Origin of the sequence: Roseburia sp. TF10-5 (assembly GCF_003462365.1) — a bacterium.
In the GTDB taxonomy this organism is placed as follows: Bacteria; Bacillota; Clostridia; order Lachnospirales; family Lachnospiraceae; genus Roseburia; species Roseburia faecis.
The window spans coordinates 159,220-182,552 of the sequence record NZ_QTYW01000003.1 but is presented as its reverse complement, the minus strand read 5'-3'; the positions used below and the strand labels follow the sequence as shown (position 1 = coordinate 182,552).

General features: G+C 43.0%; 20 protein-coding genes, 1 tRNA gene and 1 pseudogene. 3 read left to right on the top strand and 19 right to left on the bottom strand.

All coding sequences use genetic code 11. The annotated features are described in order from the left end of the window. Positions 1-52 precede the first annotated feature (52 nt). The 14 genes and pseudogenes from DXD06_RS04620 to lepB form a co-directional block, all read right to left on the bottom strand. Entirely contained in the window at positions 53-1,384 is a 1,332-nt protein-coding gene (locus tag DXD06_RS04620) for a sensor histidine kinase (protein WP_117830828.1), read from the bottom strand. Between the two features lie 9 nt (positions 1,385-1,393). After that, a complete protein-coding gene (locus tag DXD06_RS04615; RefSeq protein WP_117830827.1) occupies positions 1,394-2,062 on the bottom strand; it encodes a response regulator transcription factor in 669 nt (222 codons plus the stop codon). 169 nt (positions 2,063-2,231) lie between these two features. Beyond that, positions 2,232-2,885, bottom strand: a complete 654-nt coding sequence (gene phoU / locus DXD06_RS04610) for a phosphate signaling complex protein PhoU (protein ID WP_117830826.1) — start codon at positions 2,883-2,885, stop codon at positions 2,232-2,234. Next, positions 2,885-3,646, bottom strand: a complete 762-nt coding sequence (gene pstB, locus DXD06_RS04605; RefSeq protein WP_117830899.1) for a phosphate ABC transporter ATP-binding protein PstB — start codon at positions 3,644-3,646, stop codon at positions 2,885-2,887. Before pstB ends, phoU begins: the two co-directional genes overlap by 1 nt. 443 nt (positions 3,647-4,089) lie before the next feature. After that, positions 4,090-4,779, bottom strand: a complete 690-nt coding sequence (locus DXD06_RS04600; protein ID WP_243000848.1) for a YoaK family protein — start codon at positions 4,777-4,779, stop codon at positions 4,090-4,092. 69 nt (positions 4,780-4,848) lie between these two features. Continuing rightward, positions 4,849-6,547: pseudogene (locus tag DXD06_RS04595) on the bottom strand (AAA family ATPase). Between the two features lie 102 nt (positions 6,548-6,649). Next, entirely contained in the window at positions 6,650-6,826 is a 177-nt protein-coding gene (locus tag DXD06_RS17030) for a hypothetical protein (RefSeq protein WP_158569485.1), read from the bottom strand. Positions 6,827-6,937: 111 nt separating this feature from the next. Then, complete coding sequence (locus DXD06_RS04590; protein ID WP_117830825.1) at positions 6,938-8,284, bottom strand: ATP-binding protein; 1,347 nt, start codon at positions 8,282-8,284, stop codon at positions 6,938-6,940. 177 nt (positions 8,285-8,461) lie between these two features. Continuing rightward, positions 8,462-9,340: a phosphate ABC transporter permease PstA gene (gene pstA, locus DXD06_RS04585; protein ID WP_117830824.1), complete on the bottom strand. Its 879-nt coding sequence runs from the start codon at positions 9,338-9,340 to the stop codon at positions 8,462-8,464. Continuing rightward, a complete protein-coding gene (gene pstC / locus DXD06_RS04580; protein ID WP_117830823.1) occupies positions 9,337-10,248 on the bottom strand; it encodes a phosphate ABC transporter permease subunit PstC in 912 nt (303 codons plus the stop codon). The genes pstA and pstC overlap by 4 nt, the downstream gene beginning before the upstream one ends. Positions 10,249-10,289: 41 nt before the next feature. Further along, positions 10,290-11,204: a phosphate ABC transporter substrate-binding protein gene (locus DXD06_RS04575; RefSeq protein ID WP_117830822.1), complete on the bottom strand. Its 915-nt coding sequence runs from the start codon at positions 11,202-11,204 to the stop codon at positions 10,290-10,292. A gap of 368 nt (positions 11,205-11,572) precedes the next feature. Further along, positions 11,573-12,124 (bottom strand): zinc-ribbon domain-containing protein, encoded by a 552-nt coding sequence (locus DXD06_RS04565; protein ID WP_158569484.1) that lies wholly within the window; start codon positions 12,122-12,124, stop codon positions 11,573-11,575. A gap of 405 nt (positions 12,125-12,529) precedes the next feature. Further along, complete coding sequence (gene nadA / locus DXD06_RS04560; RefSeq protein WP_055260618.1) at positions 12,530-13,450, bottom strand: quinolinate synthase NadA; 921 nt, start codon at positions 13,448-13,450, stop codon at positions 12,530-12,532. Positions 13,451-13,559: 109 nt separating this feature from the next. Further along, the gene (gene lepB / locus DXD06_RS04555; protein WP_022045346.1) at positions 13,560-14,096 is read right to left on the bottom strand and encodes a signal peptidase I; all 537 of its coding nucleotides are present in this window, start codon (positions 14,094-14,096) and stop codon (positions 13,560-13,562) included. Positions 14,097-14,656: 560 nt separating this feature from the next. On the opposite strand from lepB, the gene glmS reads away from it, so the two are divergent. After that, the gene (gene glmS / locus DXD06_RS04550; RefSeq protein WP_117830897.1) at positions 14,657-16,471 is read left to right on the top strand and encodes a glutamine--fructose-6-phosphate transaminase (isomerizing); all 1,815 of its coding nucleotides are present in this window, start codon (positions 14,657-14,659) and stop codon (positions 16,469-16,471) included. A gap of 159 nt (positions 16,472-16,630) precedes the next feature. Here the strand turns inward: glmS and DXD06_RS04545 are convergent. Beyond that, a tRNA-Pro gene (locus DXD06_RS04545) sits at positions 16,631-16,704 on the bottom strand. Between the two features lie 96 nt (positions 16,705-16,800). Here DXD06_RS04545 and ymfI point away from each other — a divergent pair. Both ymfI and DXD06_RS04535 read left to right on the top strand, forming a co-directional pair. Then, entirely contained in the window at positions 16,801-17,532 is a 732-nt protein-coding gene (gene ymfI, locus DXD06_RS04540) for an elongation factor P 5-aminopentanone reductase (RefSeq protein ID WP_117830820.1), read from the top strand. A gap of 100 nt (positions 17,533-17,632) precedes the next feature. After that, positions 17,633-17,896, top strand: a complete 264-nt coding sequence (locus DXD06_RS04535; protein WP_022045349.1) for a helix-turn-helix domain-containing protein — start codon at positions 17,633-17,635, stop codon at positions 17,894-17,896. Positions 17,897-17,932: 36 nt separating this feature from the next. Here the strand turns inward: DXD06_RS04535 and DXD06_RS04530 are convergent, their stop codons facing one another. From DXD06_RS04530 to coaBC, 4 genes are all read right to left on the bottom strand, one after another. After that, the gene (locus tag DXD06_RS04530; protein WP_117830896.1) at positions 17,933-20,032 is read right to left on the bottom strand and encodes a glycogen debranching protein; all 2,100 of its coding nucleotides are present in this window, start codon (positions 20,030-20,032) and stop codon (positions 17,933-17,935) included. 118 nt (positions 20,033-20,150) lie between these two features. Further along, positions 20,151-21,296 (bottom strand): CapA family protein, encoded by a 1,146-nt coding sequence (locus DXD06_RS04525; RefSeq protein WP_117830819.1) that lies wholly within the window; start codon positions 21,294-21,296, stop codon positions 20,151-20,153. Continuing rightward, positions 21,293-22,099, bottom strand: a complete 807-nt coding sequence (locus DXD06_RS04520) for a class I SAM-dependent methyltransferase (protein WP_117830818.1) — start codon at positions 22,097-22,099, stop codon at positions 21,293-21,295. Before DXD06_RS04520 ends, DXD06_RS04525 begins: the two co-directional genes overlap by 4 nt. 9 nt (positions 22,100-22,108) lie before the next feature. Beyond that, entirely contained in the window at positions 22,109-23,302 is a 1,194-nt protein-coding gene (gene coaBC / locus DXD06_RS04515; protein ID WP_117830817.1) for a bifunctional phosphopantothenoylcysteine decarboxylase/phosphopantothenate--cysteine ligase CoaBC, read from the bottom strand. Between the last annotated feature and the right edge of the window lie 31 nt (positions 23,303-23,333).

The window sequence follows — 23,333 nt, the reverse complement described above, 5'->3', positions numbered from 1 at the left end:
CCTATATTACACGAAAAAAGGGACTTTGTAAACCAAAGTCCCCTGTATGCAGCTAAAAAGCTACTGTGATCGTTGTTCCTTTTCCCGGCTCACTTTCCAAATGAAGTACCGCATCATGCAGTTCCACAATATGCTTGACGATAGCAAGTCCCAGTCCCGTACCACCGGTCTGTTTGGATCTGCTTTTATCAACACGGTAAAACCGCTCAAAAATACGTTCCTGCTGGTCTTTTGGAATCCCGATACCATTGTCTGCCACAGAAAGCATCGGCTGTCCTTTTTCATAGTACACACGCACGTGCACCTCACCACCTTCATTATTATAACGGATCGCATTCTGACACAGATTTTCCACAAGTTCCGAAATCATGCCCCTGTCTGCCCGCAACATACAGGACACGCCTTCATAATACAGCGTTACATTCCGTTTCTGTGCATTCATCTGCAGATTTTTCACACAGGTACCGGCTACCTCATCCAGATCCACCTGTTCAAAACACAGCAGGCTGTCTTCCCCGCTGTCCAGCTCGGAAAGCCGGATGATATCATTGATAAGAGAAAGAAGCCGCGTCGCATTCTGCTGGATTTCCTGTGCAAAACGGGTCTCCTGCTCCGGATCTACCATATGGTTTTCGATCAGCTCCGCATACCCGGAAATTGCAGTAAGCGGTGTCTTCAGCTCATGGGATACATTTGCCGTGAAATCCTGCCGTACTTTTGCTGCCATCAGGATATTTTCATGCTGTTTACGAATCGTATTTACAAATGGCACAAGTTCTTTGTATACAGGTTCTTCTATGGTATCTTCCATGTTTTCAGCAAGCCGTTCAATCGGATGCAGCAATTGTTTGGTTAAAAAATGTGCCAGAACAATACAAATGGAAACAATCAGTATCAGTATCAGCATCACAAATGGGGATGCCGCAAGGAACACACTGTAGACACTGCGTGCCTGTGTTGCCACACGGATAACCGTTCCGTTTTCCAACCGGAGCGCATAATAGTAATTGTCCATCTGCATGGTATCCGACCGCCGGACACTTTCTCCCTCCCCCTGAAACAATGCCTTCTTTACTTCCGGGCGGTTTTTGTGGTTTGGAAGCTGTGAAATATCCAGATCATTATCAAAAAGTACCGTACCATCCTTTGCAATCCAGGTAACACGCAGGTCTTCCCCGACTTCATAATATTCGGAAAGTGAAACATTTGTATTGTCCGGATCATCAAACAATCCCGTGCCGGAAAGCAGTCTTGCATTGATCTGCAGATCCTTGCGCACCTGTCCCTGAAACAGTTTATAATAAATACCGGTCATACAGACCATGGTTACAATCACTGCAATACCTGCAATCAGAATCAGCCGTAAATTGATTCGTTTCTTCATAACAGCTCCTTACTCTATCACATATCCCACATTTCGAACGGTACGGATTTTGCTTCCCGCTTCTCCAAGCTTCTGCCGCAGTGTCTTGATATGCATATCAACGGTACGGGATTCCCCTTCAAATTCCGTTCCCCACACATGACGCATAATCACCTCTCTGGACAATACAACACTCGGATTGGTCATCAGCAGACGAAGCAGTTCATATTCCTTAAACGTCAGTTCCACCGGCTTATCATCCACAAAAACCATGTGGCGCTCATGATCCAGTGTAATGTTTTCTACCTGCAGGATTTTAATATCCTCGGTTTCTGTCCTCCGTAACAGTGCCTTTACTCTTGTAATAAGTTCCATAATGGAAAAAGGCTTCTTAATATAATCATCTGCCCCTTCGTCCAGTCCTTTGATCATATCCATTTCTGCTGTCTTTGCTGTCACCATAATAATTGGCAGTTTCTTTGTAGCAGGATTTTTCCGCAGTTTACGCACAATATCATACCCGCTCTCGTCCGGAAGCATGACATCCAAAAGCACCAGATCCGGCATAATATCCTCCAGCTTTTTATAAAAAGTGGTTGCCTTTTCAAAGGCACAGACCATATAATTGCTGTTTTTCAATGCAATCGTCTCAATTTCCCTGATATTCTCATCATCTTCCACGATATAAATCAATGCCATAACTTTTCCCTCTGTCTATCTTTATATATACCTCTGCAACATCAAGCAGGACGGCCATGCCTGCACAAGACCGCCCATCACATGTATCCTATTTATTTTTATCATAGCATACGACACGTAAAATCCAAAGTATCGTTTATGTAAAATTTATGTAAAGTTCTATCCACTGTCAGGATTCTTTTATTTCTTTTTTATCATTCAATGCAAAGATAACCCATTCTGCAATATTGGTCGCGTGGTCTCCGATTCGTTCAAAATATTTTGCAACCATCAGCATATCCGCCGCCTGCTCGCCTTTTTCCGGATCATGCCGGATCAGTTCAATGATATCTGCCTTATTTTTATCAAACAGGTCATCTACAATATCATCATGCCGGATGACTTCCTGTGCCTTATCCATATCCTTTTCCACATATGCTTCGATGCTGCGGATCAACATAATTACGGTTTCACTCGCCATCTTTTTGATGTCATCCAGATTCAGCACATACGGTTCTTTTGAAAGCATGATTGTGATTTCCGAGATATCTGCTGCATGGTCTCCGATTCGTTCCATATCCGTTACCATCTTCATGGCTGCGGAAATCACACGCAGATCCCTTGCAACCGGTTGTTGCTGCATCAGCAGATTAAAACAGATGTTTTCAATTTTCTTCTGTTCATGATCCACATCCGAATCTGAATTCATGATTTTTTCTGCAAGCTGCGCATTCTGAGCTATCAATGCTTCTATTGCTTTCTGGATGGAATCCTCGATCATGGTTCCCATATACATCATTTCCTGATTGAGCAGTCTAAGCTGCTCGTCGAACTTTGAGCGCATTAACCAAACCTCCCTGTAATATAATCTTCTGTCCGTTTATCCTTCGGATAAGAAAAAATTGTTTTCGTATCGCCAAACTCAACCATTTCTCCTACAAGGAAAAATGCCGTATCATCAGATACACGCACTGCCTGCTGCATATTATGGGTAACCACAACTACCGTGTATTTCTTTTTCAGATCTTCCATCAATTCCTCAATCTTGGATGTAGAAATCGGATCAAGCGCAGAAGTCGGCTCATCCATCAACAGAACCTCAGGCTGTACGGCAAGTGCACGGGCAATACAGATACGCTGCTGCTGTCCACCGGAAAGACCCAGAGCGGATTTCTTTAAACGATCCTTGACCTCATCAAAAATAGCTGCTCCGCGCAGACTTTCTTCAACGATGGCATCCAGTTTTGACTTATCTTTAATTCCATGTACACGCGGACCATATGCAATGTTGTCATAAATACTCATCGGAAACGGGTTCGGCTGCTGAAACACCATGCCAATTCTTTTCCGAAGAACGGTTGTATCTACACCCTCTGCATAGATATCCTCATCATCCAGTTTCACTTCTCCTGTGATTCTCACGCCATCTACCAGATCATTCATCCGGTTGATGGTTTTTAAGAATGTTGATTTTCCACATCCGGACGGTCCGATAAAAGCGGTCACACAATTCTCACGAATATTCATGTTTACATCCTTGAGTGCATGGTTTTCACCGTAATACAGGTTCAGATCACGGACAGTAATTTTTGTTCGTTTTTCCATGTTTCTCTCCTCATCTGCAATGGTTTTCTCACACTGCAATTATCCATTTCTTAGGATTTATGGATATTATAAAAAGAGATTGTAAAATGCACTGTCCTGGGAATGTAAAATTTTTGCAAAATCAATGTAATGTAGGGATTAAATATAAAATTTCTCGATATGACGAATTTGCGGTGGACGTGATTTTGGTTATGGAAGGAACATAACGTCCCAAAGTTTGTAGTTTAAAATAATCTATAAAAAATGCGCGTGATGAAAGTTTCAATACTTAAACTGCTTTCACCACGCGCATTTTTTATGTACTCAAATTTATAGAAGTGTTTTTAATGTCTTTTGTTTATTCTTCCTATCCTAAGAATTTGCAAACGTTATTTTTTACTTATCTTTTCTCCAATCCACCGCAAATTCGTCACATCGGGAAAACTTATATTTTTAAAACAACCTCAGCGGTCAATTTTTTCAATAAACATAAGTAAGAAACTAACCAGCAGTAACCCGCTGGATATCCAGATCATGCGAAATCCAAAGCGGATCGAAAGATTTCCTCCAATTCCTGCTCCGAGTCCAAAGAATAAAATAATTCCAAAATAATACAGTGCTTTTTTTAATTTTTCCCTATCATGCGTCTGTAAGTAGCTGGTAAAGGCTTCTGTACCGCTCCGCAGATTTCCGATACACATGGTACTGGCATAGGAATATCCGCTTACTTTCCGGAACGTCTGTACCTGCATCGCACAGGCAAAGGAGACGAGTACGGTTGCCAGAAGATCCAAGTGCTTTGGCATGAATCCGACCGCAAACAAAATCACGATCTCCATTAAAAGCACACCCTGCCGCCAGTGCAGGCGCTTTGCATACTTAAACAGCATATGAATCCGCTCCGCAAAAAACACGCCTCCGGCAAATGCCAGAAGTGGAAACAGATAGCGCAGCACGTCAAGCCATTCTCCCATCATCAGGTGCGTGCTCATCAGTACGATGTTTCCAGTCTGTGCATTTGAGAATACTTCCTGCCTCGTAAAATAAGTGTATGCATCCTGAAAACCTCCGGACAATGCCAGAAAAACGCTTGTGACAAACGCTTCCGACATCTGAATATCCGCTTTTTTTATACTGGAACTTTCCAGTTTCATAATTTCACTCCCTCTCAGATATACAAACTGTGTATATTATAAGAAAGATTTATATAAAATGCAACTATTTCATTTCCCTTTGCTCCCTATGCGCACTTTTTTTCCTTCAAATGCAAACCCATAATAACGAATTTGTTTTTCTTCTATTCCCAATGCGAACAGCTCTGCATCGTACTTTTTTTCTTCAATCTGACGTAATGCTGCTTCTACAGTATCCTCAAGTGTTTTTTCTTCGCTGGAATCATGTACCTTAAATTCAAGGATCATTGCAATATCCGTCTTTTGATTCGGTATCAGCATAACATCATATCGTCCATAACCACTTTCACGGTTTGATTTAAGCTGATAACGATCCCGAAGTTCTACCAGCAGACCCAGTACAAAACCATGATAAAAAACGCTCCGGCCGCGCCGCTTCCGAAGGATGACTGCCTGTGTCAAAACTGCTAAAAGTTGCAAGTGCCACATCATTCATATATGCATTCATCTCTTTTAGATTTCCATGTAAGAATGCCTCTATAAACGCATTATAGTTGGCATTATAGTTATCAAACCACCCTGCAAACATATCAGAAAACATGCCAAATGTTTCCAGATTGGTAATGGTCAGATGATACCATGTTTTTTGAAGCATTCCCCGATATTCTACCTTCTCCACCTTCAGATATCCACTTGCAACCAAAAGACTCCAGATTGCTGATGGCGAATAATCAAGCTGATCAAAAACGATTTGCTCATCGAAAGAAACAACGATTTCCTTATGATTTAAGAGATCTTCCATTTTCTCTTTGATATCAGCAGATGCCGTCCGAATCAACCGGTTCACCAGTGTATTTCCACTTGTCGCCGCCCAATATGCCTGAAATCTTTTTTTATCCAGATAATTTGTGATGGACCATGGATTATATATATCTTTGCTTCCTCCGAATGCAAATCCATCATACCATTTTTTCACTTCATCTTTTGTTTCTTCCAGACCATACTCTGCCAAAGACGCAAAGACTTCCTCCTCCGTAAAACCAAAACTTAACCGATAATCATCCGAAGTTGTTGTCACCACATTTAAATTATTAAGATCTGAAAATATAGATTCCTTGGAAACTCTTGTGATTCCGGTCATAATTCCACGTTCCAGGCAGGCATTTGTCTTAAATGTCGCATTCAGGAAACTTCTGATAAATCCCGTAAAACGATCCCAGTATCCATGAATGTACGCTTCCTGCATCGGCGTATCGTATTCATCAAGAAGAACAATTACTTTTTTTCCATAGTACCGCTCCAGATAGCTGCAAAGCAGATTTATGGAAATGGAGCATTCTGCATCATCCATATCCATCGTCATTTTTTCATACTGTGTCAACTCGTTTTTGCTTAAAACTCCACCTTTCACCAGATAACGGTTTTGTTCATATACCGCTGCAATCTGCGCCTTTATCTGGCGTTTTGTTTCCTCAATATTGTCTGCTTTAATAGACGCAAAGCTCAAAAAAATAACCGGATATGTCCCCTGTAACTTTCGATAGGTTTCATATTTCCAGATCGATAAGTTTTCAAACAGATTTCCCCGGTTCGCATAGCGGTTCGAAAAAAAACAGTTTACCATGCTCATATTTAAAGTTTTTCCAAAGCGGCGAGGTCTTGTGATTAATGTCACATCATCTCCGGACTCCCACCATTCCCGGATAAACGCTGGTTTGTCCACGAAAAAATAGTGGTTCTCCATAATCGATGCAAAATCCTGTTTCCCGATCGCTACGGTTCTTGCCATGCTGTGTCCCCCTTTACGTTCCTGCTATGTTTCTTTCATTTTACTATAATCCGTTTGTGTTCTCAACCGATAAAATGCGGATAACCTTTCGAATTATTCTCATTATTTTTCTTTACGGTTCCAGGTTTTCCACTCATCATCCGATGTATAGATCACGGAACCCAGACCATCATCTGTAGCGATTTGCAGTAAAAGATTCCAGGTACTGTCTGCATCTTTTTCAATAAAAATCTCTCCCTCGTACCTTTTTCCCTTTATAGTTATAAAATTTTTGTTCATAATTTACATTGGCTTTGCAACCCGCAAATAATAAACGGACCATTATAATAATTATTAGTAGTGCTTGCTTTGACATCATTTATTCCTTCAAATCCAATCAAAAGAGTTCTTTTACAAGCCCTCTGTATCTAACTCTACAATCATTTGTCCCAGCTTCTGCTCTCTCAACAGATAACACATGTAGATTGGAAGATATATGATATTCCCTTCTGTTTCGACATTTCCAACAGAAAAAACATATGCTTTCTCAAGATGATAATCCGGCACCTTCATAAAATTATCCAATGCTTTGTGCGATTTATATGTTTTTCCAGACTTAACTTCAATCGGAACAACTTTTCCATTCATTTCTATTGCAAAATCCATCTCACCAATATTCTTTTTTTTACAGAAAAACGGTTCGAAACCATTTGCCGTCAATTGCTGCGCAACCGCATTTTCAAAATGTGCACCATTGTTCACTTCCCCGTTTTTATTTATTAATTCAATTTTTGTTTCTGCCGGATAGGCACTTGTAAGTAAGCCAATATCGCTTGAAAAAAGTCTAAACACATTACTGCTCTTGCTTGCTAAAAGGGGAATTACCGGTGCATCAACATTATAAACCGGCAAAGCTACGCCTGCATCTTTTAGCCATAAAAAGCTATTTTCATATCGCTCAAATTTTAGTTCTTTATTGAGCATCGTAAATACAAACTTTTTATTCTGCTTGTCTAACTCTGCCGGAATAATATCATATATCGATTTCAGCTTAAGCTTTCTGTCCTCAAGCTCATATTGAGAAAAATCCTCTTTATAAAGAGTCGTGATATCACGTTGTACTCTGTCAACCTCCCGGATATCTTTTGTTTCGATATATGTTTTTACTGCATCTGGCATTCCGCCAACAATAAGATAAACAAAAAACATTGCCAGAAGCTTCTGATGTATGAATTCTTCTATAGGACTTACTGTTTTAAATTTATCCTCCAGCATATCCAATGTAGTTGTCGAAACGTTATTCGCGACCATAAATTCTTCGAAATCCATAGGATACATCCTTAAAACGGTCAGATACCCAACCGGAGCCGAAGCGATTCCTTTGAGTTCCACTCCCAATAACGATCCGCTCATTACATATTTAAAGCTTCCCTCATCGACAAGAAATTTTATTTTTGTTACTATTTCCGGACATTTTTGAATTTCGTCAAAAAAGACGACCGTTTCATGTACTTTGCAGTCTTCTGGCATGATCATTTTTAATTTAATTAAAAATTCTTCCGCACTCATTTCCGCATTCAGATAAGAAACCATATCCGGCTGATCAATAAAATTCAATTCAAACTTTGTATATCCGCTCTTTTCTATCTCATCCCTTATAAGCCAGGTTTTTCCTGTCTGCCTTGCCCCTGTTACTAATAGTGCTTTATTTGAATTTCTTATCCATTCTCCAACAACAATAGCATCTTTTCTATACATAAATTCACGCCTCCAATAACATTGTGCATCATTTGCCCCGTTTTTACAACTTATTTTTTATATTTTGCCCCGTTTTTTCATCTATTATATGCATATTTTGCCCCGTTTTTTATATCAACAAAAAAGCAGCCGAAAACATTCGCCTGCTTTTTTAAAAACTCTTTGAAAAGATGATCGTTATCTGCGATTGACGTCAAACTTCTTTGCCAATGCTTTGGTAAGTAAGTTGATTCCAAGAACAATCAGCAAAAGAACTACTGCAATACCAAATGCTACCCCGAATTCACCCTTCGTCGCACTCAGGTAAAGCTGAATGGTAAGTGTTCCCGCCGGCATTTTTGCCTTTGCAAACAGATCGGCAAAGCTCTTCGGGAGGAGACCCGAGCTTCCCGCTGTAAACAACAGTGCTGCTGACTCACCGACAATTCGTCCGATGGCAAGAATAACACCGGTGATGATTCCCGGCATCGCTGACGGCAGTAAAATAGTCCTTATCATATGCCACTTTCCGGCTCCCAGACCGATGGCACCGCTGCGGTAACTGTCCGGAACTGTTTTTAATGCTTCCTGTGTATTACGTGTAATCAGTGGAAGCACCATCAGCGTCAGAGTAAAGGAACCTGTCAGGATGGAATATTTCAGATGAAGTGTCTGTCCGAAAAACATCATACCAAACAGACCAAAAATAATGGACGGAATACCTGCCAGCGTCTCGGTTGCGAACTCAATCATGCTGACCAGTTTTCCCGGTTTTGCGTATTCATTCAGATAAACCGCTGCACCAACACCGATGGGGGTAGCAATCAGCATGGTTACAATTATGATATAAAGCGTATTTACAATATTTCCCGCAATACCGGTTGTTCCTTTTAACACCGAAGTGACACTGGTAAGGAATTCCCAGTTGACGCTCCGGATACCTTTGACAAATACATACACTATGATTCCGAGAAGCAGCGCAACGGAAAGAATTGCACACACATAGATGGCAACATAAGTAAAGAAATCCGCCGGATGTCTGGTTTTCGTACGAATACTTGTATTACTTCCTGTCATTTTTCAACGGCTCCTTTCTTTTCGACCTGCGCAAGCACCAGATTGATGATCATAATAAAGATAAACAGTACCAGACCTACGGTAAAGAGTACTTCCCGGTGAAGCCCTTCCGCATAACTCATCTCGCTGACAATCTGTGTGGTCAGGAAACGTACCGAGTTGAATGGAAGCGGCAGATTTACCGAACCTCCGGCAACCATATTGATTGCCATGGCTTCTCCGAGCGCACGGCCGATACCAAGAACCACACCTGTCATAATACCGGATCTTGCTGCCGGAATCATAACTTTAAATATCGTCTGGATATGTGTTGCCCCAAGTGCAAGAGAAGCCGACTTTAAATGTCCGGGTACTGCACGGATCGAAGAAACACTGATGTTTATCACGGTTGGCAGAATCATAATTGCCAGCACAATAATCGCAGAAAGCAGATTCGATCCACCGGTAAACTGATGGGTAGTGCTGCCTGCAAATACCCGCTTTTCCAAACGGTACATCAATGGATTTAAAACCATAAGCCCCAACAATCCGTAGATTACAGACGGAATCGCAGCCAGTAGTTCTACCGCTGGCTGAACAATTGCTGCCAGCTTTTTGTTGGCTACTTCCGTGATAAATACCGCTGTCAGAATTCCAATCGGTACACCGATCAAAATTGCAACTGCAGTACCTATAATTGAAGTCAGAATAATGTATAAAATGCCATAAGATGGTGTTGCTGCTGTCGGCTGCCATACAGTTCCAAATAACAGGTCAATCACCCCGACCTTTGCCAGTGCCGGGGTGCCCTTTGCAAACATATAAACCGTTATGGAAAGAACTGCTACAATGGCAACGGCTGCGCATACCAGAAATATTACTTTTGCAATCGTTTCCACGATGTGCTTTGTTGCTTTGCCGCCTGTCATATCTTTATCCTCGTTTGCCTGTTTACGTGTTTCTTGCTATATTACTTGTTTGGGATGATCAGCCCTACAGACTTGATAACATTCTGTCCGTCTGCAGAGTTGATAAAGTCGAAATATGCCTGTACCTGCTTACTCTGCTCAGAAATCTCACCCTTGGTAGCCATTACGAACGGTCTCTGTAATACATAGTCTCCTGCAAGAATATTGTCTTCTGTCGGCTCTACAGAGTTGATCTTTAATCCATTTACGGTGTCATCCAGCACATCCAGGGATACATATCCAACTGCTCCCGGAGTTGCTGCAACCTTTGCCAAAACAGCACCTGTAGAATCAAGTTCCTGTGCATATTTGCAGGAATCCTTTACATCCATCAATTCCTCAAACGCATCTCTTGTACCAGATCCCGCCTCACGGCCGATGACTACGATCTGCTCATCCGGTCCGCCGAGATCTTTCCAGTTTGTAATCTCTCCGGTATATACTTTTGCAAGATCTTCAGACTTAATATCTGTGATTGTGTTTGCTGTATCTGTAATAACTGCGATACCATCAATTGCCACAATATTCTCTACGACACCCTGGCTTTTCTCATCGTCAGAAAGGGCACGGGAAGCATCTCCGATATCAACGCTGCCGGCTGTAAGAGACTCGATTCCTGCACTGGACCCTGTAAACTCTGCGGTTGCGGAAACATTCGGATATTTCTCCATGAATGCTTCGTTCATGGCATTTGCAAGCTTCTCCATGGAAGTACTTCCTGCCAATGTAACGGTTCCGCTCAGATCCGATCCATCTGTTGTATCTGCATCTGCATTTGCAGTTGTATCAGATGCCGTTGTATCTGTATTTGCATCAGCGTTTGCATCACTGCTGTCAGAACCACATCCCATCACACCTGCAGCGACCATTGTTGTTGCTGTCAGTAAAGCCATCATTTTTACAAGTTTGTTTTTCATGATTTTCTCCTCTTTCTTTCATGTTGTTCCTCATTACAGTTGTTATCTTATCGGGTCTGTGTAAAATGCATAACCAGACTAATGTAAATTCAATGTAAAAAGTATGTTGTCCTGTAAAACGACAAAACTTACGAATGTTTTAAGTTTATTTAAGGTTCCCGTCTTATCTTCTATATATAAAGATGTTACCGTAGTCTACGCCATTGTAACCGCACACAAAGGGAAAATTTCTGCCAAAAGTGAAGATGGAAATTCCCTGACTTTTTCCATTCTTCTCAATTAAATATCCCGTGTTTCCACAAAAAAGAGAAGGAGATTCTTACATAACATGCAGAATCTTCTTCTCTTTTTCATTGGATCTTTATAAGTTATTTCAAAAATCCGAAATTGCTGACTATGGCAGCTTCCTTTGCCTTTCCATTGCAGACATTGACAAAACTGATGATACGGACAACCAATAAAATGATAAAACATACGGCTGCTGCAATCGGAACGACAACGGTCCAGCAGAGCACTACAGTAATCAGTCCCAGCAGAACTTCAGACACAAGGATCCTGATTCCCTCACGCACATGAAATCCGACATAAGGAGAATCCTTTGCCACAAGAAGTGCCACGATAGTTCCCAAAATTCCCAGAAGATATGGAAGCATTGCAAACAGTTTGTGCTCCGCAATATCTTTTCCGTCAAATTCTGTGGAATGATCCTTAGGATCTACATAAGGCTGCCCGTACGGCATACCATTGTTCATCTGTGGATTGCCATAATACGCTCCGTTGTTTCCCTGTGGATTTCCGTAGCCGTATGGCGTCCCCTGCGAATTCTGATTTTCCTGTGTTCCTGTATGTAAGCTGGCTCCGCATCTGGTGCAGAATGTACTGTCATCCGGCATTTCACTGCCGCACTTCGGACATATCATATAAAATTCCTCCTCTTCGTTTGAAATGAACTCTGCGAACATCTCCGCGCTTTTTATTTTATATAAGTTTATGTTGCAAGTCAATTTAGATTCTCTTAAGTTTTCCTTTTCTTTCTTCATAAATTGTTTTCAGAACAGACACTACCACAATCTGATACCCCGGATGCTACTTTCCTATACCCCTGCCAAATCCTATAATTCCGTTGTAATCAGTTGTCCAAAGCTCACCAGCGGAGAAACGTACACGCTCCTTGCCGGTGATACCACCACAACGGTTACATTGGATTCCCTTGTAAAATCGGTAAAAAAATAAAGTGTGCGTTTACCGCACACTTTCGCGCCCTTGCGGAGACACAGCATCATCTTTGACTCCGCAGGGCGCGCATCTTTGCAGGCTGACCTGCTTTAATTGCCAAGTTCCAGCATGGTATCAATACAGCGTTTTGCTTTTATACGCACTTCTTCGTCCAGCTTGATTTCCTCTCCGCCGGTGCCCTTTACACACTGGTATACATCTCCGAGTGTGGTCAGTTTCATATTGTGGCAGACACAGTCTCTTGATAATGGATAAAACTGCTTGTCCGGACATGCAAACTGCAGATGCTGCACGATACTGTTCTCGGTTCCGATAATGAATTCCTTTGCATCACTTTTCTTTGCATAGTCCATGATTCCGGTTGTACTTCCCCGATAATCCGCCAGCCCGGAAACCTCCGGCAGACATTCCGGATGTACCAGAAGAAGTGCGTCCGGATGTGCCTTTCGTGCTTTTTCCACATCCCGTTTCGACATGCGGACATGCGTTGGACATCCCCCCTGCAGCAGTTTGATATTTTTCTCCGGCACCTGATCAGCCACCCATTTTCCCAGATTGCAGTCCGGGATAAACAAAATATTTTTATTCTCTATATTCTTTACAATCTGAACTGCCGATGAGGAAGTTACACAGACATCACAAATCGTTTTTAACTCGGAAGTCGTATTAATATACGCTACCACGGTATAATCCGGATACATCTTTTTCACCCCGGAAATCAGTTCCACATCCATCTGCTCTGCCATCGGACATCCCGCATTGCTGTTGGATAACAATACCCTTTTCTGTGGGGACAGAATCTTGACCGTCTCTGCCATAAAACGGACTCCGCACATCAGCACAGTGCTCTGCGCTGCCTTGGCAGCCTGCACGCTCAGCCCATAGGAATCCCCTACATAATCAGCCACCTCCCAGATATCATGACTCTGATATGCATGTGCCAGAATACAGATATCCTTTTCTTTCTTCAGGCGGATGATCTCGTCCTGCAGTTCTCTTGTCGTTAACATAAAATACTCCTTTTCACGAAATACCCTTCTATACAGACATTTCTTGTTACATTCAACATATTACATAGAGTATACTCACATGCCCGTCAGGTGTCAAGACACAAAAGGGTTAAAACCACGGAAGCCTGTGAAACGGGATGATAAGGATTTCCTTCGACTTCATGTCATCCGTTGTAATGTAGGTATGTTTCCAATATCGCGCATCCAGGGAAATTTCCCGGTTATCCCCCAACATGAAATAAGAGCCCTCCGGAACGGTAAAGGTTTTATCTTCTTCTCCACAATCCGTTTCGACAGTGTCATCCAGATAAGCCGATTCATCCAGCGGTTCCCCATTGATGTATACTTTTCCTCCGACAAAAGAAACCGTCTCCCCCGGAAGTCCGATCACACGTTTGACCATGGTTTCATTTTCATCTTTCTGATAAAACATGACAATATCGCCGCGTTGTGGTTTTTCTTCCTCATATGCATGACGGTCTCCGATGAGCCAATCATGAACCATCAGTGTCGGTTCCATACTCTCAGATGGCACCCGCCCGATCATCAAAAAACAACGGAATGTGATAATAATGGCAAGAAGAACTGCTATGTAAATCACCCACCCCACGATATCTTTTCGTTTTTGTTTTGTCTGTTCGTCCATAGATTCCTCCCTGTATGTTTTTCATTTGGAATTAATCATATCATACCAGAGGCAAAGATGTATAAATTTTTTTAAGATTGTAAGTAACGTGAAAAATTTATGCAATTACTGTAAATCTCTGTGGATATTTTCGGTTGTGAGAACCCCGGTGTTTATGTTAAGATGGGGGTGTCTGTTATAGAAAGGAGAAACAGATTTCGAAAAGTTAAAAACTTTAGCGCCATGTACCCTGTGATACAGCTTTCGCGGAAGCAATGTGCAAATGTGATACAGCTTTCGCTGCACCACAAGGGTTAACGAGGATTCAGGTGATCGAAGATTCGGCGGATGCCTGAACGCAGGAATGGGGCTGCGCATACGAATCACAAACAGGATGGTAACATCCGAACAAAGGATTCGTACCCCGATGGAGCCAATTGCATGAGAATTTGCTTACGCGAAGCAATTGGCATAAGTGATAACACTTACGTGTTACCACATAATGCACAATGAAAAATATTCTGATGAACGAAAACAATATCGGGATCATAAAATTATATGAGAAAAAGGAGATTTCAATTATGTGTGGAATTATTGGATTTACAGGTAAATTAAAAGCCCAGGATGTCTTATTGACAGGACTTGCAAGCCTTGAGTACCGTGGATATGACAGTGCGGGAATTGCGTACTTTAAAGATACCGGAAAAATTTCACTTCGGAAAACTGTCGGAAAAGTAAAAGATCTTCGTGCCATCTGCGATGATGATAACAATTCTACGTGTGGAATCGGCCACACCCGCTGGGCAACCCATGGTGGCGTTACCAATGCCAATGCACACCCTCATAAGGTCGGACAGGTTGCATTGATCCACAATGGTATCATCGAGAACTATCATGATCTCGCCACCAAATACGATCTGACGGATGAACTGATTTCCGAGACGGATACCGAAGTTGCCGCCGCATTGATCAATAAACTCTACGAAGGAGATCCAAAAGAAGCTCTGCGCAAAGCAGTAGCCGAAATTGAAGGTTCCTTTGCCTTCTGCGTTCTGTTCAAGGATCATCCGGGTGAAATTTATGCGGTAAGAAATGTCAGCCCTATGGTTGCAACATACTGTGATGACGGTGCTTTTATTGCATCTGACCTGACTGCTTTTATCGCATACAACAAGCGTTATTTCATCGTGCCGGAATATCATATTTTAACTATGACTGCGGACGGCATTACGTTAGAGGATTTAGACGGTCATTCCGTAGAACCGGAATATATGGAAGTAAACTGGGATGTTACCGCAGCCCAGAAAGATGGTTATCCGCATTTCATGATCAAAGAAATTCATGAACAGCCGGCTGCCATCACAAGAACCATTACCCCACGTATCAAAGATATGCTCCCGGATTTTTCGGAAGATGCCATTGCGGATTCCTTCTTTGAAAATGTAAGCGACATTACAATCGTTGCCTGTGGTACTGCAATGTACGCGGGAATGGTAGGAAAAACCATGATCCAGAACCGCCTGCATATTCCGGTTACCGTGGCAATCGCATCGGAGTTTCGCTATGAAGAACCGGTAATCAATGAAAAATCCATGGTGATCGTTGTATCCCAGTCCGGAGAAACCATTGATACTTTGGAAGCTCTTCGCCTTGCAAATAAATATACAAAGAAAACACTGTCTATTGTAAATGTAAAAGGCTCCAGCATTGCACGTGAAAGCAGCTATGTATTATATACACATGCCGGTCCGGAAATCGCTGTTGCAAGTACAAAAGCATACACCGTTCAGGTTGCTTCTTTTTACCTGCTTGCATGCAAACTTGCCATGACACAGCAAAAGATTTCTGTCGAAGAAGCACGTACATTTATTGGAACACTGCAGGAAATTCCAAATTACATCGAGGAAGTTCTTGCACAGGCTCCTGATATTGAACAGCTGACCAAACGCATGATCAATGCCAACAACGCGTTCTTTATCGGTCGTGGACTCGATTATACCCTTTGCATGGAAGGTGCTTTGAAATTAAAGGAAATTTCTTATATTCATGCCGAAGCCTATGCTGCCGGTGAATTAAAACACGGAACCATTGCTCTGGTCAGTGAAGGGGTTCCTGTCATTGCCGCTGCTACCCAGAAACATGTATACAGCAAAGTTATTTCCAATATCCGGGAAGTAAAAGCCCGTGGTGCTTATGTCATTCTTTTGTCCAAAGACAAAGAAATCACAGATCCTTCTATCTGTGATGTACACATCAATCTTCCGGATGTATCCGACGAATTTACGATTTTTGAATCTGTTGTAATTTTCCAGCTGATTGCATATTACACATCCGTTGGAAAAGGCTTAAATCCGGATCAGCCACGTAACCTGGCAAAATCTGTAACGGTAGAATAAAAAAAAACTGTCGCGCGAAAATTCGTGCGACAGTTTTTTTGACATAGAGCCTTTCTAAAACTTTTGAATGCAAAAAAAGAACCCCAGAAACTCTCTAAAAGTCTCTGAGGTTGCCCCTGCCAAGGATTCTCTCACCCATGTACCGGAATCCTTGTATCGTCGGCGCGACAGGATTTGAACCTGCGACCTCTGCGTCCCGAACGCAGCGCTCTACCAAGCTGAGCCACGCGCCGTTTCAACTGCCCAATTATAGTAACACATTCTCCGGTGTTTGTCTAGTGAATTTTTTTAATTTATGGTACAATACAAAAAAAGAACGGAGAAGAACAATGAAACATACTGCTTTGATTACAGGTGCATCCCGTGGAATCGGTGCAGCCCTGGCATGTCGATTTGCCGCTGAAGGCTATCATCTGGCTCTTTGCTGCCATAACTCTTATGAAACGCTGCAGGCACTTGCCACAAAACTTGAAACAACCTACTCCATACAGGTGCTTTGCTTCCGTGGTGATGTAGGAGACTATACTTTTATCTGTGACATGGTGCAAAAAACACTGGATACCTTCGGCCAGATTGATGTGTTAATCAACAATGCCGGCATCTCTTATATCGGTCTGCTCACCGACATGGATATTACCGACTGGAACCGGATAGTTGCGACAAACCTCACATCCGTCTTTTCCACATGCAGACAGGTCATCCCTTCCATGGTTCATGCCAAATCCGGACATATCATCAATATTTCTTCTGTATGGGGAAATGTCGGAGCTTCCTGCGAAGTTGCCTATTCTGCATGCAAAGGCGGGATCAATTCCCTTACACGCGCTTTGGGCAAAGAACTTGCCCCTAGCAATATCCAGGTAAATGCCATCGCCTGTGGGGTAATCGATACGGATATGAACCGTTGTTTCTCCGAGGAAGAACGCTCTGCACTCATCGAAGAAATTCCTGCCGGCCGTATGGGATCCCCGGAAGAAGTTGCTTCACTGGCATATTCTCTTGCCACAGCAAGCAGTTACCTGAATGGACAGATTCTCACCTTAGACGGTGGATGGATTTAATTTCTTATCTTTTTGGAAATCTTTTTCCATTTATTTAAGAATTAAAACGCAATACGCGTTTTCTCTGTTTTTTATATCAACTTTCTATAAAATCATTTGTATGAAAACGAATGATAAAAATAAATACAAAGATTTTGGTGACCGTCTGAGTCTGATTATGTATAAACAAAATATTTCCAATATCCAGCTGGCAAATGCAATGTTTGTTTCGCCGTCCACGATCAGCGGATACCGTACCGGCCGTCGTTCTCCGACCGTTGCGGATCTTGCAGCCATCGTGCAGATTCTGAATGTTTCTGCAGATTACCTCATCGGAACCAGTGAAATTACAACCAGACCCGATACCACCGAAAAAAAGAGTTGAGCACGCCCTGTTTCCAGAGCGGTGCTCAACTCTTTTTTATAAATCATGTTCTGCCAGTAAAATTACCGTAGAACGTTCCGGAACACGCACACGTGTCTGATCTCCCTGTGTCTGGGCTTCAAAATCTGCCCCATCCTGGTATTCACAGAAAGTATTTACTACAAGTTTCCAATGATAAGACTCCGGCAACGAAGGCAGGCGCATCTCCAAAGGCTCCCAATACGCATTCATTCCGTAAAAGATCATATCATCATCCGTATCATCGGCATTTCTTCCCGCATACATGATTCCAATTAAATGTGTATTATAGTCCGTATAATTCCGGTTCGGCTCTCCGTTATGGATACTTACGGAAGGTAACCCGCAGACTGCCGGCTTTGTATCCCTTCGCAGAATCGGATGCTTTGCACGGAAATGGATCATAAAACGGGCAAAATCATGAATCTCCTGAAATTCTTCCAGTCTGTTCCAGTCCAGCCAGGAAATAATATTATCCTGGCAGTATGCGTTGTTATTTCCATACTGCGTATTACAAAATTCATCCCCTGCAAAAAACATAGCCGGTCCACGGCTGCATAACAACGTGGCAAATGCATTCTTCACGAGTCTGCGTCGCAGGCTCATAACCGCCGGATCATCCGTCTCACCTTCCACCCCGCAGTTCCAGCTCAGGCCGTTGTTATCCCCGTCCGTATTGTTCCATCCGTTTTTCTCATTATGCTTTTCATTATATGAATACAGATCATACAACGTGAACCCATCATGACAGGTCAGAAAATTGACGGATGCACTATATCCGCGGCTTGCCGGATCATACATGTCGGAGGATCCGGTGATACGTGTAATTGCACGCCCTGCGACGCCACTGTCGCCCTTTAAAAAGCTTCTCATATCATCACGGTATCTTCCGTTCCATTCGGCCCAGCGGTTCCATGACGGAAAACTTCCAACCTGATACAAGCCACCCGCATCCCAGGCTTCTGCGATCAGCTTCATATCCCCCAGAATAGAGTCAAATGCAAGGGCTTCCAGAATCGGCGGATTCTCCATCGGTGCACCATTCTGATCTCTTCCCAGAATCGATGCCAGATCAAACCGGAATCCATCCACCCGGTACTCTACTGCCCAGTGCCGCAGACAATCCGTAATAAACCTCCGTACCACCGGATGGTTGCAGTTTAAGACATTGCCACAGCCGCTGAAATTATAATAATATCCATCCGGTGTAAGCATATAATAAATATTATTATCAATCCCCTTAAAGCAAAAACATGGACCGTTTTCATTTCCCTCTGCCGTATGGTTGAATACCACATCAAGAATGACTTCAATTCCATTTTCTTTCAGTTCGCGGATCAGACGCTTTAATTCATCACCCTCATGATTATGCTCCTGATGAAATGCATAACTTGTATTCGGGGCAAAAAAGGAAACCGTATTATAGCCCCAGTAATTGTACAACTGCACGCCATCCACCACACGGGCACTTTCCATTTCATCAAATTCAAAAATCGGCATGAGTTCTACCGCATTGATTCCCAGATCTTTCAGATACGGAATTTTCTGCCGCAGACCTTCAAATGTTCCCCCGCCTTTTACGCCGGAGGACGCATCTTTGGTAAATCCTCTGACATGCATCTCATAAATCACCAGATCTTCAAATTTGTGATTCAGATTCCGATACCGCCCCCAGTCAAAATCACTTTGCACCACACGGGCTTTATAGACAAAATCCTTTCCGCCTTCCGGTTTTTCTCCCCAGTTTCTCTGACCGGTAACAGCTTTCGCATATGGATCAAGAAGCGTATGTTTTCTGTTAAACAGTAACCCTCTCGCCTGATCGGCAGGACCGTCCATCTGATAGGCATACTCAAAGTCCTCTGCTTTTAAGCCAAAAACAAGGATAGAATACGTATTTCCAATTTTATAACTTTCCGGAATGCGGATTCTTGCATATGGTTCCTGTGCCGCCGGCCGGAATAACAGCAGGACACAGCTCGTGGCTCCATGGGAGCTTACGGTAAAACTTACCCCTTCCTCTGTCTGATATGCACCATTCATCTGATAAAATCCCGGACGTACATCAAATCCCCCAATATTATCGAGTGGATGAATGACTTCCCCGAGACTTTCCATTTCTTCGTCTATCGGCCAGCTTTTCTGTTTTGACGGATAATTCCAAAAACTTGCATTCATGTGCTGATTCCTCTTATCATTATTATTTACTTGCCACATAAAATTTTATATTATCTCCCTACTCTTCCCTGATGATTACCCTGCCATTTGCGTCAAATCCGATTTTACTGTACTTTTCCGAATACTCATTCATATGATCAATAATCGTCTGTTTTCTGTCGCCTTTTGCTATGGCAGGCTGAAAATTATTTCTTTCTGATGTGGAAGAAATGCTGCATGGTATCATATCGGCTGATATATCTGTCTGCAGTACCCCATCCACAAAGGTAAAGGTCTGTTCATAGATCGCCGTATCTTTGTCTTTTGGATTCCTGTTCCCCCCAAAGCAGAAATTTCCAAGACTGTAGCAGATCATTTTTCCGTTGTATAATTCCATTCCCTGCAATACATGAGGATGTGTACCGACCAGCAGATCTGCTCCCCAGTCAATCACCTGGTGTGCCAGCTTCTGCTGATAATCATTCGGATAATGATCCCCCTCTATCCCCCAGTGGCAACAGGCAATTACCAGATCCGCTCCTTCTTCCCGAAGTTTTGCAATCCCATCCCGGATATAACCAGCATGTGTTTCATCAGCGGACAGCTGGCTTGCGGAGACAATTCCGATTTTGATACCATCCTTCGTGGTATAGGTATCCACATGATCATTGAATCCGAAAATAATCCCTGCTTTATTTAACACTTCTCTGGTATCATCAAGTCCCTGCTGCCCATAATCAAACGTATGATTATTTCCCAGACTTGCCCCCTCCACAGAACTGTCTGTCATAATACCAACATACTCCGGTTTTCCTTTTAAGTTCCACGTTTTTTCCACACGCTCGGTCGCATTTGACAACACACATTCCAGATTGATCAGTGTAAAATCATCCTGCTCAAAAATACTTCTGACATTTTTAAAAAAATAATCCTGCCCGTATTTATCATAGTATTCATGAAAGGAACCTGCATACCCATGCGTCTGTGTTGCCCCAAGCGTACAGTCACCTGTCGCCGTAATTTTTACCGTCTGTATCACCGGTTCCTGCTGCGTTTCAGTTGCAGTCCCGGTTTCCGTTTCTTCCAGCGTACCCGGTTCTTCCGTCATCTGTGTCTCCGTGATTTTTTCCGTAGAAGAGGGCAAAGCCGATGACGTTGCTGCAGGAGAAGAACATCCCGTCAGCAAAAATCCTGCCATTAGGATTGGCAATATCCATTTTTTCATACGTTTTCAGACTCCTCTTTCACAAGAATATCCACCGTGTGACCGCTTGCACCCATAAGATCCATCCGTTCACAGGTTGCCAGATGATACTGCAGAAACGCATCAAACTCTTCTTCCGTCAGCGCATTTAAAAACGGACGCATATAATTTGCTGCACCGTCTGCCGCTATGATCTGCCGGCGCCTGACCTCTACCTGCCGGTCCAATGCTTCAATATCTTCCAGACGAACCATGGAATACAGAGGATTGGCTTTTGAAGTACAGTGATAATCCTCTGTGAGCATTCCCTCCTTAAGCGCCTCCAGAATATGTTTTTCCTTAAACGCATACGTGATAACGGAAAATTCATTCATAATATACGCCACGAGAATCCTGCCTCCGGGTCTGGTCACCCTCACCGCCTCCCGCAGCGCAGCAAGCTTGTCCTTTTCCTCATGCAGATGATACATCGGTCCAAACAACAGGGTTACGTCAAAGGAATCATCGGAAAATTTTTTCAGATTCATTGCATTTCCCTGATATGCATGCACGCCTGCCCCCTTCTGTTTCAGACGCCCCAGATTATGCTTCACCAGTTCCACGGCCGTCACATCGAACCCTTCCTGTGCCAGCGGTACGCTGTATCGTCCGGTTCCCGCCCCGATATCAAGGATATGAATTTCCTCTTTTGCACGTTCTTTTACAATTTCGTCCAGACACTGATGGATATAATGCATACTTGTCACAAATTCCACCCTGCCGTGTCGGCTGTCCAGACGCTTCTCTTCATTAAATTTATTATAATAGGCTTCTAAGTCTGTCATATTTTAATACTAACACATTTTCTTTAAAATTTCACTCACAATCGCTGATGCGACATCCGCTTTGCTCATTATTTCCAGTTCCCTGCAGTCATCTGCCGTAATCAGCGTCACAACATTAGTATCTGTACCAAATCCGGCTCCGGCTACTTTCAGGTTATTCGCCACAATCATATCTGCATTCTTTTTTGCAAGTTTTGCACGGGAATTCTCCAGCATATGTTCCGTCTCCATGGAAAATCCACACAGAAACTGTCCCTGCTTTTTGTGCGCTCCCAGATACGAAAGAATATCTTCTGTGCGCTCCATCGTAAGTGTAGCATCGCCATCCTTTTTCTTGACTTTCTCATCGACCGGGTGATCTGGACGGTAATCGGCTACTGCTGCCGCTTTGATGATAATATCCTGCTGCTCTGCTGTCTCCTTTACGGCTGCTGCCATATCCGCGGCAGATACAACCGGAACGACCTTTACAAACGGCGGCGGAGTGATTGCCACCGGTCCCGTGATCAGCGTCACTTCCGCGCCACGGCGCATACAGTTTTCCGCAATTGCATAGCCCATTTTTCCGGTAGAGTGATTCGTAATATAACGCACCGGATCAATCTTCTCCTGTGTCGGTCCTGCTGTGACCATCACTTTCTTTCCGACCATGTCCTTTTCACAGGCAAGATCTTTCATAATATAAGAAAACAGTGTTTCCGGCTCCGGCATTTTCCCGGCTCCGGTATCCCCGCAGGCAAGATAACCACTCGCCGGATCAATGATATGAAACCCATAATGCTCCAGCTTTTTGATGTTATCCTGTACGATCGGATTTTCAAACATATTGGTATTCATGGCAGGGGAAACATACTTCGGGCATTTTGCCGCAAGAATCGTAGTTGTCAGCATATCATCTGCGATTCCGTTTGCCATCTTGCCGATCACATTAGCAGAAGCCGGCGCCACCATAAAAATATCTGCACGCTTTGCCAGTGCCACATGCTCGACATTGAACTGGAAATTCCGGTCAAATGTATCGACCAGACACTTGTTGCTTGTGAGCGTCTCAAACGTGATAGGATTAATAAAATTGGTTGCATTTTCCGTCATGATCACATGCACATCCGCATGCTGCTTGACGAGCGCACTTGCCAGATAGGCGATTTTATAGGCAGCGATACTTCCGGTCACACCGAGTACCACACATTTTCCTTTTAACATTGTCTCTTACTCCTTTGCAGAAAAAATCATA

Bases quoted from the DNA above. Each gene is read 5' to 3' on its own strand.
- DXD06_RS04620 (WP_117830828.1), bottom strand. From the start codon at position 1,384: ATGAAGAAACGAATCAATTTACGGCTGATTCTGATTGCAGGTATTGCA.
- DXD06_RS04615 (WP_117830827.1), bottom strand. From the start codon at position 2,062: ATGGCATTGATTTATATCGTGGAAGATGATGAGAATATCAGGGAAATT.
- phoU (WP_117830826.1), bottom strand. From the start codon at position 2,885: ATGCGCTCAAAGTTCGACGAGCAGCTTAGACTGCTCAATCAGGAAATG.
- pstB (WP_117830899.1), bottom strand. From the start codon at position 3,646: ATGGAAAAACGAACAAAAATTACTGTCCGTGATCTGAACCTGTATTAC.
- DXD06_RS04600 (WP_243000848.1), bottom strand. From the start codon at position 4,779: ATGAAACTGGAAAGTTCCAGTATAAAAAAAGCGGATATTCAGATGTCG.
- DXD06_RS17030 (WP_158569485.1), bottom strand. From the start codon at position 6,826: ATGAACAAAAATTTTATAACTATAAAGGGAAAAAGGTACGAGGGAGAG.
- DXD06_RS04590 (WP_117830825.1), bottom strand. From the start codon at position 8,284: ATGTATAGAAAAGATGCTATTGTTGTTGGAGAATGGATAAGAAATTCA.
- pstA (WP_117830824.1), bottom strand. From the start codon at position 9,340: ATGACAGGAAGTAATACAAGTATTCGTACGAAAACCAGACATCCGGCG.
- pstC (WP_117830823.1), bottom strand. From the start codon at position 10,248: ATGACAGGCGGCAAAGCAACAAAGCACATCGTGGAAACGATTGCAAAA.
- DXD06_RS04575 (WP_117830822.1), bottom strand. From the start codon at position 11,204: ATGAAAAACAAACTTGTAAAAATGATGGCTTTACTGACAGCAACAACA.
- DXD06_RS04565 (WP_158569484.1), bottom strand. From the start codon at position 12,124: ATGATATGTCCGAAGTGCGGCAGTGAAATGCCGGATGACAGTACATTC.
- nadA (WP_055260618.1), bottom strand. From the start codon at position 13,450: ATGTTAACGACAAGAGAACTGCAGGACGAGATCATCCGCCTGAAGAAA.
- lepB (WP_022045346.1), bottom strand. From the start codon at position 14,096: ATGGACGAACAGACAAAACAAAAACGAAAAGATATCGTGGGGTGGGTG.
- glmS (WP_117830897.1), top strand. From the start codon at position 14,657: ATGTGTGGAATTATTGGATTTACAGGTAAATTAAAAGCCCAGGATGTC.
- ymfI (WP_117830820.1), top strand. From the start codon at position 16,801: ATGAAACATACTGCTTTGATTACAGGTGCATCCCGTGGAATCGGTGCA.
- DXD06_RS04535 (WP_022045349.1), top strand. From the start codon at position 17,633: ATGAAAACGAATGATAAAAATAAATACAAAGATTTTGGTGACCGTCTG.
- DXD06_RS04530 (WP_117830896.1), bottom strand. From the start codon at position 20,032: ATGGAAAGTCTCGGGGAAGTCATTCATCCACTCGATAATATTGGGGGA.
- DXD06_RS04525 (WP_117830819.1), bottom strand. From the start codon at position 21,296: ATGAAAAAATGGATATTGCCAATCCTAATGGCAGGATTTTTGCTGACG.
- DXD06_RS04520 (WP_117830818.1), bottom strand. From the start codon at position 22,099: ATGACAGACTTAGAAGCCTATTATAATAAATTTAATGAAGAGAAGCGT.
- coaBC (WP_117830817.1), bottom strand. From the start codon at position 23,302: ATGTTAAAAGGAAAATGTGTGGTACTCGGTGTGACCGGAAGTATCGCT.